This window comes from Mycolicibacterium novocastrense (genome assembly GCF_001570485.1).
Taxonomy (GTDB): domain Bacteria; phylum Actinomycetota; class Actinomycetes; order Mycobacteriales; family Mycobacteriaceae; genus Mycobacterium; species Mycobacterium novocastrense.
This window is the reverse complement of sequence record NZ_BCTA01000036.1, coordinates 103058-120416: the sequence shown is the minus strand read 5'-3', so window position 1 is coordinate 120416 and position 17359 is coordinate 103058. Positions and strand designations below refer to the sequence as shown.

Here is a 17359-nt window from a genome sequence, read left to right as displayed (position 1 = left end):
GACCCGCCCACCGGAGTCGTGACGTTCCTGTTCACCGACATCGAGGGTTCCACTCGTCGGTGGGAGTCCGACGCGGATGCCATGCGGGTCGCGCTTGCTTGCCATGACAAGGTGTTGCGGTCCGCCATCGAGGCGAATGACGGATTCGTGTTCAGCCACAGTGGTGATGGTCTTGCTGCCGCGTTCGCGTCACCGAGCGCCGCGGTCGAGGCCGCCGTCGACGCCCAGCGCGAGTTGGAGTTGCCGGTGCGGATGGGTATCGCGACCGGTGAGGCCGAGGTTCGCGATGGTGACTACTTCGGCACGGTGCTCAACCGCGCGGCCCGCGTGATGGCGGCCGGTCACGGTGGACAGATCCTCGTCGCGGAGTCGACGGCGGTTCTTCTCGGCGGCGTGGAACTCGTGACCCTTGGCCCGCAGCGGCTGCGCGACGTTTCAGTTCCGGTGACGCTGTTTCAGGTCCACGCACAGGGGCTACAGACCGCGTTTCCGGCCCCACGGACAGTGGACGCGAGTCACGGGAATCTACGCGCACATACGACCAGCTTCATCGGGCGTGAGTCGGAGCTTCTCGACGTCCAGAATGCCATACGGGCCCATCGCCTCGTCACGTTGACCGGGATGGGCGGTGTCGGAAAGACCCGCTTGGGTTTTGAGGCCGCCAGCCGCATGATCGATGAATTCCCGGATGGCATCTGGGTTTTTGAGCTCGCGGCCGTTTCTGATCCGTCCGCGGTACCTGACGCGATGGCCGCAGTCTTAGGTATCACGCAGCAACCTGGAAGAACCGTGACGCAAACGATGGCCGCGGCGCAAGAAGGCCGGAACAGGCTGTGGGTAATCGACAACTGTGAGCACGTGCTCGACGCCGCAGCTGAGGTCGTTGAGGCAGTACTCACCCAATCGACGACAGTGCGAGTACTTGCCACCAGCCGGGAGGGGCTGGGCGTCGAAAGCGAACAGATCTGGCCGGTTCCTGCGTTGGCCGTCGATGCTGGGGCCGAGTCGCCGGCAGCGACCCTGTTCGCTGAGCGCGCCCGCGCGGCTGCACCCCATTTCTCGATGCGGGACGAGGCGGACGCGGTCGCAGAGATTTGTGGACGTCTCGACGGGATCCCCCTCGCGATCGAACTGGCCGGTTCGCGGATGGCCTCGATGACGGCGACCGAAGTGCGTGACCGCCTCGATCACAGGTTCCGGCTGCTAGTGGGATCACGACGCGGGTCTCGTCGGCATCAAACGCTGCGTCACGCGGTCGCCTGGTCGTTTGACCTCCTGTCGGAGAACGAAAAGTCAATCCTGGTCCGATGTTCGGTGTTCACGGGCGGTTTCGATCTGGAAAGTGCTTGCGCAGTGGCTGGGTTCGATGAAGCCGATGATTACGCTGTCCTCGATGGACTTGACGCGCTGGTGCGCAAGTCCTTGCTCGTCGCGGACCGGTCTGCGAAACGAATTCGGTATCACATGCTCGAAACCATTCGCCAATTCGCCGCGGAAGAACTCGCAATTTCCGCTGAAGCAACTGAGGTTCGAACCGCCCATGCCCACTACTTCGCTCAACGGGTCGCCGACATCACGGCGTTGTGGGACAGCCCCCGCCAACGCGAGGCCTATGACTGGTTGTTCAAGGAGCTCGCCAACCTGCGCACAGCGTTTCGCTTCAGCTCGGGCCGAAATGATCTCGACACGGCCGCCACGATCGCCACTCACGCCGCACTGATCGGTTTCTGCGTGGCGAACTACGAGCCGGTCGCCTGGACTGAAGAGCTCATCGGGCCGGCGAACGACATCGATCATCCGCTGCTGCCACATCTCTGTGTTACAGCGTCCGTATGTTGGATGGCCGGGCGGATCGAGGAAGCGTTCGAGTACGACCGGCTTGGTCGGGTGATCCTCGAGAAGAACCGCAGCCCGCTGCCGTACGGAATCGAGAACTGGCTCGGCTCGGCGAATCTCGCCGTGGGCGAGGCCGGTAAGTGGGCGGAATCTTGCCGTGCCCAACTTGCACGCCGACAAGACGCCAATGTGTTCATCAGGGGTAGTGAGATTTTCGGCCTGGTATTCTCCGGTGCCTACGACCGGGCTATAAGAGCTGCGAACGGCCTCGTCGAAGATGCCGAGGGCACCCACAACCCGTTCATGGTTTCGTTCGCGTTGAGTGCCTGTGGCTTCGCGATCAGTACGACAGACCCGGCACGCGCTATCGCCGTCTTACGGCGAAGTTTAGAGATCGCCCGGGACAACGGCGTCCGCTTCAACGAGTCGATACCGGCGGTCGGTCTGGCCAGACTCGAGGTCGAGGAGGGCGACATGAGTTCGGCCTTGGACCACATCACGCTGGCGATCCGCTCATATCACGACTCCGGCAACACCAGTAGTATCTGCACCCCGCTGGCCATTCTCGCTTCGCTGTTCGGACGTCTGGGACGATACGAACCCGCGGCCGTGATCTCTGGTTTCGCGGGCAACGCGCTTGCCTTGGCTGTCATTCCAGAGTTCGAAGCCGCGACGGATTCCTTGCGTGACGCTCTCGATGAGGGCACGTATGAAGCGCTTGCCGGTACGGGCAAAGCCTTGACGACTGCCGAGATCGCGGCCTACGCCTACGATCAAATAGCTCGGCTCCGAGCAGAACTCGACCAATCGTCATGAATGCACCGCGGGACGTCGTGACGTTTCTGTTCACCGACATCGAGGGTTCGACTCGCCGGTGGGAGTCCGAAGCGGATGCCATGCGGGTCGCGCTTGTTTGCCTTGACAGGGTTTTGCGGTCGGCCATCGAGGCGCACGACAGGTTTCTGTTCAGCCCCGCAGCAGCTTTGGCCGGTTGCGCGCAACAACTACGGTGAATCCATGGAGACATTGAGAGTCGGTGTGGCCAAGCCCGACCCGCCCTTCAACGCGATGCCCGACGACGGTGGCTTCGACATCGACCTGATGCACGCGCTGGGTGACAAGATCGGCGCGACAATCGAATTCGTGCCCTACGACGGAGCCGACTTCGACGGCATCTTCGACGGGCTGGGATCGGACTACGACTGCGTCGCCGCCGGTACCACCGTCACACCCGAGCGCGAGAGGAAGGCGACATTCCTTCCTCCGTACCTCATCTCCGGTCAAGCGCTGGCCGTCGACACCCGCCGGCTGCCGCGCGTCACCTCCATCGACGACCTGCAGGGCCTGACCCTCGGCGTGCAGCGGGGCAACACCAGCCAGCCGATCGCCGAGCGCCTCGCCGCGGAGGGCAAGGCCGGCGCCGTGCGCCTCTACGACTATGGCTCCATCAGCGACGCGTTGACCGATCTGTCCACCGGAGGTTGCGACGCCTTGATGAAGCTCGCGCCGGTGCTGACCGAATTGGTCAGGGCGGTTCCAGCGGTCGAGGTCGTCCAGCGCGGCCTCACCGTCGAAGACATCGCGATCGCGGTTCCGCTCGGTGACCAGGCGCTCCTCGGACGGCTTACCGTCGCGCAGGCCGAGCTGGAGGCCGACGGCACCCTGCAGCAGATGCGCCGCAAGTGGCTCGGCAACCCGTACGCGGATCAACGCCTGGCCATGCACTGACCAGGTGACACGTGGCCGCTATCACACCACTAGGCTGGCGGTCGAGCACTACACGTTGAGGCAACTAAGGGAGAGACCAGTGACCATCCGGGTAGGCGTTAACGGCTTCGGCCGCATCGGGCGCAACTTCTACCGGGCGCTCGCCGCGCAGAAGGCCGAGGGCAAGAGCACCGACATCGAGATCGTTGCCGTCAACGACCTCACCGATAACGCCAGCTTGGCGCACCTGCTGAAGTTCGACTCGATCCTCGGCCGGTTCCCCGCCGAGATCAGTCTCGAGGGCGACGACACCATCGTCATCGGTGACCAGAAGATCAAGGCCCTCGAGGTCAAGGAGGGCCCGGCGGCCCTACCGTGGGGCGATCTCGGGGTCGACGTGGTCGTCGAGTCCACCGGCATCTTCACCAAGCGGGACAAGGCGCAGGGCCACCTGGACGCCGGCGCCAAGAAGGTCATCATCTCCGCGCCCGCCACCGATGAGGACATCACGATCGTCCTCGGCGTCAACGACGACAAGTACGACGGCAGCCAGAACATCATCTCCAACGCCTCGTGCACCACGAACTGCCTCGGCCCGCTGGCCAAGGTGCTCAACGACGAGTTCGGCATCGTCAAGGGCCTGATGACGACGGTCCACGCCTACACCCAGGACCAGAACCTGCAGGACGGCCCCCACAAGGACCTGCGCCGCGCCCGCGCCGCCGCGCTGAACATCGTCCCGACCTCCACCGGCGCCGCCAAGGCGATCGGCCTGGTCCTGCCCGAGCTGAAGGGCAAGCTCGACGGCTATGCGCTGCGCGTGCCGATCCCCACGGGGTCGTGCACCGACCTGACCGCCGAGCTGTCCAAGTCCGCCACGGCTGACGAGATCAACGCGGCGTTCAAGGCGGCCGCGGACGGTCCGCTCAAGGGCATCCTGAAGTACTACGACGCACCGATCGTCTCCAGCGACATCGTCACCGACCCACACAGCTCGATCTTCGATGCCGGCCTGACCAAGGTGATCGACAACCAGGCCAAGACCGTGTCCTGGTACGACAACGAGTGGGGCTACTCCAACCGGCTGGTCGACCTGGTCGCGCTCGTCGGCAAGTCGCTGTAAGCCGTGGCTTCGTCTTCCATCAAGACTCTGGAAGACCTTCTGGCAGAAGGTGTTTCGGATCGGGGAGTGCTTGTTCGTTCGGACCTCAACGTCCCGCTCGACGATGAAGGCAACATCACCGACCCGGGTCGTATCACCGCGTCTGTGCCCACGCTGAAGGCACTCTCCGATGCCGGCGCCAAGGTGATCGTCACAGCGCATCTCGGTCGGCCCAAGGGCGGACCCGATCCGAAGCTGTCGCTTGCTCCGGTGGCGAAGGCGTTGGGGGAGCAGCTCGGTCGCCATGTTCAGCTGGCCGGTGATGTCGTCGGAACCGACGCGCTCGCCCGTGCCGAGGGTTTGACCGACGGCGACATCCTGCTGCTGGAGAACATCCGCTTCGACCCGCGCGAGACCAGCAAGGACGACGCCGAACGGATGGCGTTGGCCAAGCAGCTCGTCGAACTGGTCGGTGAGGACGGGGCTTTCGTCTCCGACGGTTTCGGGGTGGTGCACCGCAAGCAGGCGTCGGTATACGACGTCGCGACGCTGCTCCCGCACTATGCGGGCACGTTGGTGGCCGCGGAGGTCAAGGTGCTCGAGCAGCTGACCACCTCGACCGACCGGCCTTACGCCGTGGTGCTCGGCGGGTCCAAGGTGTCGGACAAGCTGGCGGTCATCGAATCGCTCGCCGAGAAGGCCGACAGCCTGATTATCGGCGGTGGCATGTGCTTCACCTTCCTTGCCTCACAAGGCGTTTCAGTCGGCTCCTCGCTGCTGGAGGAAGGCATGATCGAAACGTGCCGCAAGCTTCTCGACACCTACGCCGACGTGATCCACGTGCCGGTGGACATCGTGGTGGCCGACAAGTTCGCCGCGGACGCGACGGCCGAGGTCGTCGCCGCCGACAAGATTCCCGACGACAAGATGGGCCTGGACATCGGACCGGGCTCGGTCGAGCGGTTCACGACGCTGTTGTCCAACGCCAAGACCGTGTTCTGGAACGGCCCGATGGGCGTGTTCGAGTTCCCGGCGTTCGCGGCGGGCACCAAGGGCGTCGCCGAGGCGATCATCGCCGCGACCGCCAAGGGCGGATTCAGCGTCGTCGGCGGCGGCGATTCCGCCGCGGCGGTCCGTCAGCTCGGTCTGGACGAAGAGGGCTTCTCCCACATTTCGACCGGGGGCGGGGCCTCGCTGGAATACCTTGAAGGCAAAAAGCTGCCCGGTATCGCCGTATTGGAACAGTGAGAGGTCTGGAGAATCGTGAGCCGTAAGCCGCTGATCGCCGGCAACTGGAAGATGAACCTCAACCACTTCGAGGCGATCGCGCTGGTGCAGAAGATCGCGTTCGCGTTGCCTGCGAAGTACTTCGACAAGGTCGATGTGACGGTGATCCCGCCGTTCACCGACCTACGCAGCGTGCAGACCCTCGTCGACGGCGACAAGCTGTTGCTGTCCTACGGCGCCCAGGATCTCTCACAGCACGATTCGGGCGCCTACACCGGCGACATCAGCGGCGCGTTCCTGGCCAAGCTGGGATGCACCTTCGTCGTCGTCGGGCACTCCGAACGGCGCACCTACCACCACGAGGACGACGCCCTCGTAGCGGCCAAGGCGGCGGCCGCCTTCCGGCACGGGCTGGTGCCGATCATCTGCATCGGTGAGCAACTCGAAGTCCGCGAGGCGGGTAACCACGTCGAGCACAACGTCGAGTCGCTGCGCGGGTCGCTGGCGGGCCTGTCGGCCGAGCAGATCGGCCAGGCCGTGATCGCCTACGAGCCGGTGTGGGCCATCGGCACCGGCCGGGTGGCCAGCGCGGCGGACGCGCAGGAGGTCTGCAAGGCAATTCGCGACGAGCTGGGCAAGCTGGCGACGCCGCAGGTGGCGGCCGGTGTCCGGGTGCTGTACGGCGGGTCGGTCAATGCCAAGAACGTCGGCGACATCGTCGCGCAGGAGGACATCGACGGAGCCCTCGTCGGCGGTGCCTCCCTCGACGGTGAGCAGTTCGCGACGCTGTCGGCCATCGCGGCCGGCGGGCCCTTGCCGTAGCGCGCCGATTGGTGAGCGTCGCCGACGATTAGGTAGTCTTGCGCCCATGGAATTGGCCCTGCAGATCACCCTGGTAGTGACCAGCGTGCTGGTCGTGCTCCTGGTGCTGCTGCATCGCGCCAAGGGCGGCGGCCTGTCCACGCTGTTCGGCGGCGGCGTTCAGTCCAGCCTGTCGGGCTCGACGGTGGTGGAGAAGAACCTCGACCGGTTGACGCTGTTCGTCACCGGAATCTGGCTCGTCTCGATCGTCGGCGTGGCCCTGCTGATCAAGTACAGCTGACGCGGAGCGCACGGCCGTCGTAGCCGGTGCGACCCACTTGCCCGCGTGCGGGCTCCCCAGTGCTAGGGCGCGAGTACGCGCGGCGGCATGGGGGCCACCGGTTGCTGCGGTTGAGCCGGCTGAGCCGGCGGCAGCTGAAGGACGGGCAGGTCTCCCCGGACCGCGCCGGGCCCCATCGGGGCGGCCGGCTGTTGCTCCGCTTGCTGCGCCTGTGCAGGCGGGGCATAGCAGTTCGGCGATCCGTCGGACTGGGTGTCGTTCGGGTCACTGGTCGGCACGCCGCCCGAGTCGACGCAGCACAGGTCGGCGTTGCGGACAGTCTGCTTCATGCAATTGTCGTACTGCTCGACGTCCCACGTGCCGTCGTCGGGCGCAGCGGCCGCGCTGGCAGGCCAGCTCAGTGCAAGAAAGGCGCCGGCACAGCCGGCAATCATGAGTCGATGCAGAAGTGGAGGTGAATCGGTCATCGTCGGTCCTCTGACGAGGGTGTGTGATGTACCAAGCGTGCGCCGGAATTGCTCCGTGGTGTCGGTTTCGGACATTTTTCTTGCGCGCTCTCAGCGGTGCCGGGAGTTCCCGTCGCGCAGACCCCGACCGCGACGGCGATACTGAGCGCATGGCCGAACTTCCCGATGCGCTGGAACCGATCGGCGCGGTCCAGCGGACCAAGGTGGGTCGTGACGCCACCGAGCCGATGCGCGAAGACATTCGCCTTCTCGGAGCGATACTCGGCGACACCGTGCGTGAGCAGAACGGCGACGAGGTGTTCGACCTCGTCGAGCGCGCCCGGGTCGAGTCGTTCCGGGTGCGCCGGTCCGAGATCGACCGCGCGGAACTGGCGGGGATGTTCAACGGCATCGACATCCGTCAGGCGATCCCGGTCATCCGCGCCTTCACTCACTTTGCACTGTTGGCCAACGTCGCTGAGGACATTCACCGAGAGCGTCGCCGGGCGGTCCATGTCGAAGCGGGTGAGCCGCCGCAGAACAGCAGCCTTGCCGCGACGTACGCCAAACTCGACGCCGTCGACCTCGATGCCGCCACCGTCGCCGAAGCGCTCGCCGGGGCGATGGTTTCGCCGGTGATCACCGCGCACCCGACCGAGACGAGGCGCCGCACGGTCTTCGACACCCAACACCGCATCACCGAGCTGATGCGCTTACGCCTGCACGGGCGCAGCGACGCCGATGGACGCGATATCGAGCTCGAGCTGCGCCGCCACATCCTGACGCTGTGGCAGACGGCGCTGGTTCGGTTGTCGCGCTTGAAGATCCAGGACGAGATCGAGACGGGTCTGCGGTATTACCCGGCGGCGTTCTTCGAAGTCATCCCCCGAGTGAACGCCGATGTGCGCACCGAACTGCAGGCTCGTTGGCCCGACGCCGGGCTGCTGGACGAACCGATCGTGCGGCCCGGGTCGTGGATCGGCGGGGACCGTGACGGCAACCCCAATGTCACCGCCGACGTCGTCCGGCTCGCAACCGGCCGCGCCGCCTACACGGCGCTAGACCACTACTTCGCCGAGATCACCGCACTGGAAGAGGAGCTGTCGATGTCGGCGCGGCTGGTGCGGATCAGCGAGGGGCTCGACGCGTTGGCCGCCCGCTGCGAGGAACCCGCACGGGCCGACGAACCCTACCGGCGAGCGCTACGCGTGATCCACTCCCGACTGACGTCGACGGCGAAGGAGACCCTCGACGAGCAGCCCGAGCACGAACTCGATCTGGGTCTCGAGCGCTACGAGTCGCCCGTTGAGTTGCTCGCCGACCTGGACACCGTCGATGAGTCGCTGCGGAGCAACGGCAGCGCGGTGCTGGCCGACGACCGGCTGGCGCGGCTACGGGAGGCGGTGCGCACATTCGGGTTTCACCTCTGCGGCCTCGACATGCGGCAGAATTCCGACGTGCACGAGGAGGTCGTCGCCGAGCTGCTGGCGTGGGCGGGTGTGCACCCCGACTACGGCTCGCTGGCCGAGGCGGACCGGGTGGAACTGCTCGCGGGTGAGCTGTCGACCCGGCGCCCGCTGGTCAAGCCCGGCGCCGAACTGTCCGAGCTGGCCCGCAAAGAACTCGACATCGTCGCGGCGGCCGCGCGGGCGGTGCGCGTCTTCGGGTCGCGGGCGGTGCCGAACTACATCATCTCGATGTGCGAGTCGGTGTCCGACATGTTGGAGGCCGCGATCCTGCTCAAAGAGGTCGGGCTGCTCGACGTGTCGGGGGAGCGGCCGTACGCGCCCGTCGGTATCGTGCCGCTGTTCGAGACCATCGACGATCTGCAGCGCGGATCCTCCATTCTCGAAGCGGCGCTGGATCTTCCGGTGTACCGGTCGATCGTGTCGGCGCGCAGCGATAGCCAGGAGGTGATGCTCGGCTACTCCGACTCCAACAAGGACGGCGGCTACCTCGCGGCGAACTGGGCGCTGTACCGTGCGGAGCTCGACCTGGTGGAGACGGCACGTAAGACCGGAATTCGGTTGCGGCTCTTCCACGGTCGCGGTGGCACCGTGGGTCGAGGTGGCGGGCCGAGCTACGACGCCATCTTGGCCCAGCCGCCGGGCGCGGTCAACGGGTCGCTGCGGCTCACCGAGCAGGGCGAGGTCATCGCGGCGAAATACGCCGAACCACAAGCCGCGTACCGCAACCTCGAGACCCTCCTGGCCGCCACGTTGGAGGCCACGCTGCTCGACGTGGAAGGCCTCGGCGACGAGGCCGGCCCAGCCTACGAGGTGCTCGACGATCTGGCCGCACGCGCTCAGCGCGCATACGCCGGATTGGTCCACGAGACACCCGGTTTCGTCGACTACTTCAAGTCGTCGACGCCGGTGAGTGAGATCGGGGCGCTCAACATCGGCAGCCGGCCTTCGTCGCGTAAGCCGACAACGTCGATCGCCGATCTGCGGGCGATCCCGTGGGTGCTGGCGTGGAGCCAGTCGCGGGTGATGCTGCCCGGCTGGTACGGCACCGGCACGGCTTTCGAGGAGTGGATCGCCGAGGGGCCGCAGTCCGAGGAGGACCGCGTCGAGGTTTTGCGGGACCTGTACCGGCGCTGGCCGTTCTTCCGCACCGTGCTGTCGAACATGGCGCAGGTCATGGCCAAATCCGATCTGGGGCTGGCGGCCCGCTACTCCGAACTGGTCGACGACGAGGAGTTGCGGCGGCGGGTGTTCGACAAGATCGCCGACGAGCATGAGCGCACGATCCGGATGCACAAGCTCATCACCGGCCAGGACGATCTGTTGGCCGACAACCCGGCGCTGGCCCGTTCGGTGTTCAACCGCTTTCCGTATCTGGAACCGCTGAACCATCTGCAAGTGGAGTTACTGCGCCGCTATCGGTCCGGCGACGACGACGAACTCGTCCAGCGGGGGATCCTGTTGACGATGAGCGGGCTGGCGAGCGCACTTCGCAACAGCGGTTAGACAGCAGGCAATCTAGAGACCGGTGGAGCGGCGCACCTTGTTCACCGCCCCGCGCACCACCTGCTCGGTCGCGGCGAGCGGTGAGATCACCGACTCGCCGAGCCCGACGATGCGTTCCACTCGCCCGACTATGCCCTCCATACGGTCGACCACAGCGTTCAGACGGGGGGCGAGCTGGTTGATCTGATTGATGGTCTCGTTGAACCGTTCCAGGGTGGCATCGAGGTTGGCGGTGGAACTGTTGAGATCCTCGAGCGTCTCGCTCAGCCCTTCGAGGATGGTGTCGACCTGCTCGACGGTGACGTCGGCATTCAGCGCCGCCTGGGCGAGCTTCCTGATGCGTTCCGGGCCGGTGCGCACCGGCCTACCACCCTTGTCTGCCATGAGGGCCATTATGACCGCTGTCGGAACCGCTGGACGTAACCCGGCGTCTGAACACATGTGAGCCACGCAGAAACCACCTCTCGGCAGTGCCCGATGGATCCGCGAATTGTCATGGTCGGATCGGACACCACGACCTCACGGGCCGACTACGACGCGGGCTTCCGCGACGGACAGAACGATGATCTCTCGGCCCTCTCAGGCTGAACGCTGGTCAGAACGGCGGTGGTTCATCGTCTCTGGCGAGTCGCTCGGCGAGGAGTAGCTCTTTGCGAGCGATGCGCTCGGCGTTGTGTTGCCGCTCCAGCGCGATCCGATATGCCTTGTCCTCCGCGCGGGTGCGCCTGCGGATTGGCATCTTCGCGCCGCGATGAAGATCGTCTGGCCCACCCGGGTGCGGGGCGACCACGATATCGCCAGTGGGGCGGCCCAGCTGTTCGAAGAACTCGGCACCGCTGGGGGTGGTGGTGTACGTGTGCCCGCTGGGCGCCGTCCATATGACGGTGCCGTCCGCGAGTTGTCGGTCTGACCACCCGTCGGCACCGCACCAGAAAGTTTTCAGCAGATGGTGAAACCCGCAGAGCAGCTTCAAGTTTGACGGATGGGTGGGTCCCATTGGATACGGGATCGTATGGTCGATCTGGCACGCAGATGCCGCTACATCGCATCCGGGAAAGCGGCACGTCAGGTCACGCCATCGGATGAAACGAGCTAACGCCGCCGACGGCCGGTAGCCCTGCTCGGGGCAGGGTTCGGGCAGCGGAACGGGGCGCACCCGCGCGGTTGCGATCATCTCGCGCAACAACGAGGCGGGCACCGCGCCGAAGCCTGGCAGGTATCCCGGATTGTCCGACCGGCCCTCGATCGTGGCCTGCTCGGCGATCACATTGACGACGACCTCGCTCGCAGGCCGGCTGGGGGCCCCGTTCTGGCAGTCCTCGGCGCCGCAGCCGCACTGGAGCCGCATCTGCCCTGCGCTCATCGCCACCATCGCGTCCGCGCGGCGTTGTGAAGCGGTGCGCGGATCGTCGCGACAGACCGTTGCGGCAATCTCATCGATGCGCGTGTCGAAAGCCACGCCGTCGGCGAAGGCGAGTTTGGCCCAGACCCCGACCATGCCTGGACTGATCGGACCGACCTCGACATATCGGTCGTCGCTGGGCGGCTTCGGTTCCCGAACCCCGTCCGGGTCGAACTTCTCCACCCACATGTCGATGCGCTCGTGCAGCTTCGGCCCGGACAACTTCATCCATTTGGGCGACCATTTCGCGAACGCCGCGTCGAGCCGGGCGAGGCGATCGTCGTCCTGGACATTGGAGCTGCGGTTGACCAGGGCGGTCATCATCCGAAAGTCGATCTGTCCGCTCGCGAAGACCTCGGCGACCTTGGGCAAGCGCTCGCGGAGGTCGATGGCGTAGTGCAGGCGACTGGCCGCTCGCCCGCGGCTGATGTTCAGTGCCGCCGCGATCTCGGCGACCACATTGGCGTGGCCGTCGATCGCCCAGTTCGTCCGTTCATCGTCGTCATCTGGGGCGCGGCGGGCATAGAGCTCGCCGATGGCCATCAGCTCGCGGCCACAAGCTGCGCTCTGTTCGCGCGATGACGCAGCGATGGTGTCCACCACCGCCGCGTCATCGAATGCCTCGAACATATGTGCGATAGTACTCGCATACCCTGACAAGCGCGGTGCTCGGACATTCGTGGGATCGCGCCGGAATCGGAACTGTCATCGCGCCGGGTCCGGAAGAATGCCGCTATGGCTGTGCGCTCCTTCGGCGATGCCAATCCGTTCCATCGGGTGATGCGCCGCGTTGCCGGGACCAAGGCGGGACGGGTGATCTTTCGTCCCACCGCACACCGCTTGGACCAGTTGGTCAGCAAGCTCAGCGGCGGGAAGTACAGTTTCGCCGGGATCGCCGCTGGCCTTCCCACGGTCATCCTCACCACGACCGGCGCAAAATCTGGAAAGCCCCGCGCGGTAGCGCTTTTGGGGATCCCACACCCCGACGGCGTGGCTGTCGTCGCCGCCAACTACGGTGGCGCCACACACCCAGGCTGGTACTACAACCTCGGGCGAACCCGTCGGCACGGGTCACGATCGAGGGCGACACCTGGGATGCCACCGCCCGGCTCGCCACGCCGGACGAGCGAGAAGGGATATGGGCACGGGGCGTACGGATGTATCCAGGTCTCAGCAAGGAAGAAGTCTGGGCCGGCGACCGGCGGATCGAGGCGTTCGTCCTAGAGCGGCACTGAGTTCCACGGCCTCAGCCAGTCATCAGAGCTTGCTTGCCGCGGCCTCGTCGAGCAACCACACGGTCGCCTCGCGCCCCACCGCACCCGCCGCCGGCACGTCGTCGGCATCAGCACCGCCGATTGCCGCTGCGACCGCGTCGGCCTTTCCGTCACCCGAGACCACCAGCCACACCTCCCGCGACCGTCGAACCGCGGGCAGCGTCAACGTGATCCGGCGCGGCGGCGGCTTGGGGGAGTCCTCGACACCGACCACCAGCCGCTCGGTCTCACGCACCGCGGCGGTGTGGGGGAACAGCGAGTTGATGTGGCCCTCGCCGCCCATCCCCAGAAGATGCACGTCGAAGTCCGGGGCCGGCTCGCCACCCTCGGCGTTGGCGGCCAGCACCTGCTCGTATGCCGCTGCGGCAGCGTGGAGGTCGTCGCCGAACTCCGCGCCGCTGGCGGCCATCGGGTGCACGTTCCCGGCCGGGATGCTCACGTGGTCCAGCAGCGCCTCCCGGGCCTGCTTGTAGTTGCGATCGTCATCGTCGGCCGGCACGAAGCGATCATCGCCCCAGTAGAGATGCACCTTCGCCCAGTCGATCTCGGCGCCCTTCTCGGCCACGCGCCTCAACAGCCCGGTACCGGTGCCCCCGCCCGTGAGTACGATGTGCGCCGACCCGCGCTTGTCGATGGCCGCGACCATCGCCGCGACAAGTCGATCACCCGCGGCCGCCACCAACGTTGCGGTGTCGGGATGACGCTCGATGGTCGCGCTCATACGTATTGCACCTTGTCGATTCCCTGCAGGGCCTCGTGATAGATCTCGTCGGGGTCGAGCCGACGCAGATCCTCGGCCAGGCACTCCTTGGCCTCCCTGCGCGCCAACGGGATTCGGGCCTCGGGCCGACTGGTGCGACTCAGCGTCGCGGTGACGCCGTCCTGCGGCCGACGCAAAGTGATGGTCTCACCGTCGCGGATCAGCTCGACTTTCAACTCGCCCACCTGTCGGTGCACCGGACCGTCGATTCGAGCCGCGAGCCAACCCGCCAGCACGTCGAGTGACGGCTCGTCGCGTAGACCCGACACCACCGCGGACGCGATCGGCGCGTGCGGCTCCTGATCGACGGCGGCGGCCAGCAGGGCCCGCCAGTACGTGATCCGCGCCCAGCACAGGTCGGTGTCTCCGGCGGTGTAGCCGGCAAGTCGCCCTTTGATCGCGCTCAGCGGATCAGAACATTGCGTCGCGTTCGTGATTCGACGAATCGCCAACCGGCCCAACGGATCCTCGGCGGGCACCGCCGGCCCGCCTGCCGGCCACCATGCCACCACCGGGGTATCGGGCAACAAGAAGGGCAGCACCACGGCGCTCGCATGATCGGCGAGCTCACCGTGCAGGCGCAGCCCGACGATCTCCCCGGCGCCGGCATCCCCGCCGACGCGAAGCTGCGCGTCCAGCCGGGCGTCGTCGGCGTCACGATCCCCGGGCACCACGATGATCACCCGGCAGGGGTGCTCGCGGCTGGCGAAGTTGGCGGCTTCGATCGATTCTTCCAGCAGCTCATCGGAATCGAGCGAGACCACCAGGGTGAGCACCCGGCTCAGGGTGATCGCGCCGCCCTCCTCGCGAAGGCCGGTGATTTTCTTGTTGATGTCGTTCGTGTTGGTGTTCGGCAGGTCGACGATCACGGCCGCCTCCATTCCCGGCCCATGCGATGCAACATCTCGTCGGCCGAGGCCGGACCCCAGGTGCCCGACTCGTACGCCTCAGGCTTGCCATGCGCGGCCCAGTAGTCCAGCACGGGATCGAGGATCTCCCAGGACAATTCGACCTCCCTATTCACCGGGAACAGCGAGGGTTCACCGAGCAGCACGTCGAGGATCAGCCGCTCATAGGCTTCGGGGGAGTCCTCGGCGAACGCCGACCCGTAAGAGAAGTCCATGTTGACGTCGCGGACCTCCATCGCGCTGCCGGGCACCTTGGACCCGAATCGGGTCGTGATGCCTTCGTCCGGCTGAACCCTGATCACCAGTGCGTTCTGGCCGAGTTCCTCGGTCATGGTCTTGTCGAAGGGCAGGTGCGGCGCCCGCTTGAAGATCAGCGCGATCTCGGTCACTCTGCGCCCCAACCGTTTTCCGGTGCGCAGGAAGAACGGCACACCGGCCCACCGCCGGGTGTCAACCTCCAGCGCGATGGCCGCGTAGGTCTCGGTCTTCGAATCCTTCGAGAAGCCTTCTTCTTCGAGCAGCCCCACCACTTTCTCGCTGCCCTGCCAGCCCGACGCGTACTGCCCGCGTGCGGTGGTCTGATCGAGCGGCTGCATCGGCCGCGTGGCCGAGAACACCTTGATCTTCTCGATCTGCAGTTCCTTCGGACCGAAGCTGACCGGCTCCTCCATGGCGGTCAGGGCCAGCAGTTGCAGGAGATGATTCTGGATGACGTCGCGCGCGGCGCCGACCCCGTCGTAATAACCTCCGCGGCCGCCCAGCCCGATGTCCTCGGCCATCGTGATCTGCACACTGTCGACGTAGTTGTTGTTCCAGATCGGCTCGTACAGTTCGTTGGCGAACCGCAGCGCGAGGATGTTCTGCACCGTCTCCTTGCCGAGGTAGTGGTCGATGCGGAACACCGACTCCTCGGGGAACACGCTGTTGACGACCTCGTTGAGTTCCTGCGCACTCTCCAGGTCGTGGCCGAACGGCTTCTCGATCACCACGCGGCTCCAGCGGCCCTCCTGCGGGTTCGCCAAACCGGACTTGTGCAGCTGCTCGCACACCGGCTGGAACGCGTTCGGGGGAATAGACAGGTAGAAAACGTGATTTCCACCCGTCCCGCGTTCGGCGTCGAGTTTCTCGAGCGTCTCGGCAAGTCGGCCGAATGCCGCGTCGTCGTCGAAAGTGCCCTGAACGAACCGGAATCCCTCGGCCAGCCGATCCCACACCTCCTGCCGAAACGGCGTGCGGGCGTGCTTCTTCACCGCCTCGTAGACCACTTGACCGAAATCCTCGTCGGCCCAGTCCCTTCGGGCGAATCCGATCAACGAGAAAGACGGAGGCAGCAGGCCACGGTTGGCCAAGTCATAGATCGCCGGCATCAGCTTCTTGCGCGACAAGTCGCCGGTGACACCGAAGATGACGATCCCGCAGGGCCCCGCGATCCGGGGCATCCGCTTGTCGCGTTTGTCGCGAAGCGGATTCACCCAGTCCGTCATTTCTTGGCGGCGTTGAGCTGTTCCTGCGTCGCCTCGAGCAACTCGAGCCACGACTTCTCGAATTTCTCCACACCCTCGTCCTCGAGGAGGCGGAACACGTCGGGCAGGTCGATACCGACGGCGTCCAACTTGTCGAACAGCGCCTGCGATTCGTCGGCCGTGCCGGTTACCGTGTCGCCGGTGATCACGCCGTGCTCGGCGACGGCGTCGATCGTCTTCTCCGGCATGGTGTTGACCGTGTTCGGGGCGACCAACTCGGTGACGTACAAGGTGTCCGAGTACTCGGGATTCTTCACCCCGGTGGAGGCCCACAGCGGACGTTGCACACGCGCCCCGTCGCCCTTGAGCGCTTCGTAGCGCTTACCGCCGACGAACACCTCCTCATAGGCGGCGTAGGCGAGTCGCGCGTTGGCGACACCGGCCTTGCCCCGCAGATCCAGCGCCTCCTGCGTTCCGATCTTCTCCAATCGCTTGTCGATCTCGGTGTCCACCCGGGACACGAAGAACGAAGCGACCGAATGGATCTTGGAGAGGTCGTGGCCCGCCTCCTTGGCCTTCTCGAGGCCTTCGAGGTAGGCGTCCATCACCAGTCGGTGGCGCTCCACGGAGAAGATCAACGTGACGTTGACCGAAATGCCTTCGGCGATCACCGCGGTGATCGCGGGTAGGCCGGCCATCGTCGCGGGGATCTTGATCAGCAGGTTGGGCCGGTCGACGGTCTTCCACAGATCGATCGCTTGCAGGATGGTCTTGTCTGTGTCGTGCGCGACCCGCGGGTCCACCTCGATCGACACCCGGCCGTCGACGCCGTCGGAGAGCTCGTACTGCTTGGCCAATACGTCGCAGGCGTTGCGCACATCGTCGGTGGTCACGGTGCGGATCGTGGCGTCCACGTCCGCGCCACGCTCGGCCAACTCATTGACCTGTTCGTCGTAAGCGTGTCCCTTGGACAGTGCGGCCTGGAAGATCGACGGGTTGGTTGTCACCCCGACGACACTCTTGGTGTCGATGAGCTCCTGGAGATTTCCTGTCTGCAGTCGGTCGCGCGACAGATCGTCGAGCCACACCGACACGCCTGCCTCGGACAAAGCCGCGAGATTCGGATTCTGAGCCATAGCTGTGCCTTTCCTAGCGTTTCG

At 65.8% G+C, this 17359-nt stretch carries 14 protein-coding genes and 1 pseudogene; 8 read left to right on the top strand and 7 right to left on the bottom strand.

Annotation, left to right across the window (positions count from 1 at the left end; genetic code table 11):
- Positions 1-18 precede the first annotated feature (18 nt).
- The 6 genes from RMCN_RS13575 (at position 19) to secG (ending at position 6974) form a co-directional block, all read left to right on the top strand.
- Positions 19-2652, top strand: a complete 2634-nt coding sequence (locus RMCN_RS13575) for an ATP-binding protein (protein WP_067391098.1) — start codon at positions 19-21, stop codon at positions 2650-2652.
- 201 nt (positions 2653-2853) lie between these two features.
- On the top strand, positions 2854-3564 hold the full coding sequence (locus tag RMCN_RS13565; protein ID WP_067389941.1) for an ABC transporter substrate-binding protein: 711 nt from the start codon (positions 2854-2856) through the stop codon (positions 3562-3564).
- Between the two features lie 79 nt (positions 3565-3643).
- The gene (gap, locus tag RMCN_RS13560; protein WP_064416290.1) at positions 3644-4666 is read left to right on the top strand and encodes a type I glyceraldehyde-3-phosphate dehydrogenase; all 1023 of its coding nucleotides are present in this window, start codon (positions 3644-3646) and stop codon (positions 4664-4666) included.
- Positions 4667-4669: 3 nt separating this feature from the next.
- Entirely contained in the window at positions 4670-5893 is a 1224-nt protein-coding gene (locus RMCN_RS13555; RefSeq protein ID WP_067389938.1) for a phosphoglycerate kinase, read from the top strand.
- 15 nt (positions 5894-5908) lie between these two features.
- Complete coding sequence (tpiA, locus tag RMCN_RS13550) at positions 5909-6694, top strand: triose-phosphate isomerase (RefSeq protein ID WP_067389935.1); 786 nt, start codon at positions 5909-5911, stop codon at positions 6692-6694.
- A 46-nt stretch (positions 6695-6740) separates the two neighbouring features.
- On the top strand, positions 6741-6974 hold the full coding sequence (gene secG, locus RMCN_RS13545; protein WP_019348649.1) for a preprotein translocase subunit SecG: 234 nt from the start codon (positions 6741-6743) through the stop codon (positions 6972-6974).
- 62 nt (positions 6975-7036) lie between these two features.
- Here secG and RMCN_RS13540 read toward each other — a convergent pair whose 3' ends face one another.
- Complete coding sequence (locus RMCN_RS13540; RefSeq protein WP_131808549.1) at positions 7037-7441, bottom strand: hypothetical protein; 405 nt, start codon at positions 7439-7441, stop codon at positions 7037-7039.
- A 149-nt stretch (positions 7442-7590) separates the two neighbouring features.
- Here RMCN_RS13540 and ppc point away from each other — a divergent pair, with 149 nt between their 5' ends.
- Entirely contained in the window at positions 7591-10392 is a 2802-nt protein-coding gene (gene ppc / locus RMCN_RS13535) for a phosphoenolpyruvate carboxylase (protein WP_067389927.1), read from the top strand.
- 12 nt (positions 10393-10404) lie between these two features.
- Here ppc and RMCN_RS13530 read toward each other — a convergent pair whose 3' ends face one another.
- Positions 10405-10776 (bottom strand): hypothetical protein, encoded by a 372-nt coding sequence (locus RMCN_RS13530; RefSeq protein ID WP_064416285.1) that lies wholly within the window; start codon positions 10774-10776, stop codon positions 10405-10407.
- Between the two features lie 211 nt (positions 10777-10987).
- Positions 10988-12424, bottom strand: coding sequence for an HNH endonuclease signature motif containing protein (locus RMCN_RS13525; protein ID WP_067389924.1), 1437 nt, complete (start codon positions 12422-12424; stop codon positions 10988-10990).
- A 105-nt stretch (positions 12425-12529) separates the two neighbouring features.
- Between RMCN_RS13525 and RMCN_RS32000 the strand changes: the two are divergent.
- A pseudogene (locus RMCN_RS32000) lies at positions 12530-13029 on the top strand (nitroreductase family deazaflavin-dependent oxidoreductase).
- Between the two features lie 22 nt (positions 13030-13051).
- Here RMCN_RS32000 and pgl read toward each other — a convergent pair.
- Genes pgl through tal form a run of 4 tightly spaced genes read right to left on the bottom strand, consistent with a single transcriptional unit; the run spans position 13052 to position 17335 of the window.
- Entirely contained in the window at positions 13052-13789 is a 738-nt protein-coding gene (gene pgl / locus RMCN_RS13515) for a 6-phosphogluconolactonase (protein ID WP_067389921.1), read from the bottom strand.
- On the bottom strand, positions 13786-14697 hold the full coding sequence (gene opcA, locus RMCN_RS13510; protein WP_067391095.1) for a glucose-6-phosphate dehydrogenase assembly protein OpcA: 912 nt from the start codon (positions 14695-14697) through the stop codon (positions 13786-13788). Before opcA ends, pgl begins: the two co-directional genes overlap by 4 nt.
- Positions 14694-16220: a glucose-6-phosphate dehydrogenase gene (zwf, locus tag RMCN_RS13505; protein ID WP_064416282.1), complete on the bottom strand. Its 1527-nt coding sequence runs from the start codon at positions 16218-16220 to the stop codon at positions 14694-14696. The genes opcA and zwf overlap by 4 nt, the downstream gene beginning before the upstream one ends.
- Positions 16217-17335: a transaldolase gene (gene tal / locus RMCN_RS13500; protein ID WP_067389918.1), complete on the bottom strand. Its 1119-nt coding sequence runs from the start codon at positions 17333-17335 to the stop codon at positions 16217-16219. The genes zwf and tal overlap by 4 nt, the downstream gene beginning before the upstream one ends.
- Positions 17336-17359: the final 24 nt, after the last annotated feature.